Origin of the sequence: Actinoplanes sp. NPDC026670 (assembly GCF_040638175.1) — a bacterium.
Lineage (GTDB): Bacteria > Actinomycetota > Actinomycetes > Mycobacteriales > Micromonosporaceae > Actinoplanes.
In genome coordinates this window covers 1-1,290 of sequence record NZ_JBEZXU010000197.1, presented here as the reverse complement: position 1 = coordinate 1,290, position 1,290 = coordinate 1, and the positions used below count along the sequence as shown (strand labels likewise).

1 pseudogene is annotated in these 1,290 nt (G+C 73.2%); it reads right to left on the bottom strand.

Annotation, left to right across the window (positions count from 1 at the left end):
- A pseudogene (locus AB0E94_RS53040) lies at window positions 1-1,290 on the bottom strand (hypothetical protein); the annotation flags it as partial.

The window sequence follows — 1,290 nt, the reverse complement described above, 5'->3', positions numbered from 1 at the left end:
GCGGTCAGGGTGCGTTCGTCCTCGCGGACCTCCCGGCCCTCGGCTCTGGCGCGCTCGCGCACCTCCGCCCCGGCCGACAGGCGGGTCTGCCGGGGGCGGGACAGGGAACCATGCGCCGTGGTGTAGGCCGCGTGCAGCTCCCGCAGCCGGGCCCGGAGCTGCTGCGCGCGGTCAGCTTCGTCTCCGGTGCGGTCCAGCTCCTTCAGCTCGGCGGCGACGTCACGCAGCCGCATCAGCGCGAGCAACTGCCCGGTGTTGCCGTCGGAGGGGACCGCTTCGACAGGATCGTTGCCGTTGATGTGCTGCCAGATCCGGCCGTCCTCGTCGAGGTAGAGGCGACCGGTGTAGTCGTTGGCGTGCTTGTCCCGAGCCGTCTGTAGGTGCAGCGGCTTACGGTCGGGGCCGTCAGGGTGCGGCTCGTAGCCGCGCCCGTCGGCCGTGGCCCGCTCGGCTGCCTGCCGCAACGCGGCCCGCAGGTCGTCGACGGCTCGCACGGGGTCGCCCTTGACGGTCACCGCCGGCCCGTACGGGCCGGACGCCGCGGTCAGCTCGCCCAGGACGTGCTCCGGGTGGGCGGTGAAGTAGGCGTTGATGCTGTGGGTGCTGCCGTTGAGCTCACGGCTGGGCGCGTCCAGCCAGGCCAGGTCGGCAGGGTCCTGCCCCTCGGCGCGGCGTCGCAGGACCAGGACGTCGACGACGACGCTGGTGCCCGTGTCGGTGAAGACCCCGGCAGGCAGCCGGTACGCGGCCACCAGGTCGCCGTAGCGGGCCATCTGGCGGCGCGCGGCGGTGTCCTCGGCGTCGAGCGTCCAGCGGGACGTGACGGCCATGACCAGGCCACCCGGCCGGACCAGGGCCAGTTCCTTGATGAGGAACCCGTTGTGCAGGCTGTGGCCCGTCGCGCCGTACCGGCGTTCGGTGAAGGGCACCTGCGCGAACGGCACGTTCCCGATCGCCACGTCGAAGGCACCAGCCGGGGCGTCGGTGTCGGCGAAGGACTCGACCAGCACGTTCGCGTCGGGGTAGATGAACTGGGCGATCCGGGCCGTGACCGGGTCCAGCTCGACGCCGGTCAACCGCAGCGTGCCGCCGGCCGGGGCCGTGCCGAAGAACGTTCCCGACCCGCAGCCGGCCTCCAGGACCTCACCGCCGTCGAAGCCGAAGGCGCCCAGGCCATCCCACATGGCCTGGGCCAGGGCCTGCGGGGTGTAGTGGGCCGACAGGACCGCGCGGGAAGCGGCGGCCCACGCGAACGGATCCAGCAGTTCCCGCAGCTCGTCGCGGACGGGT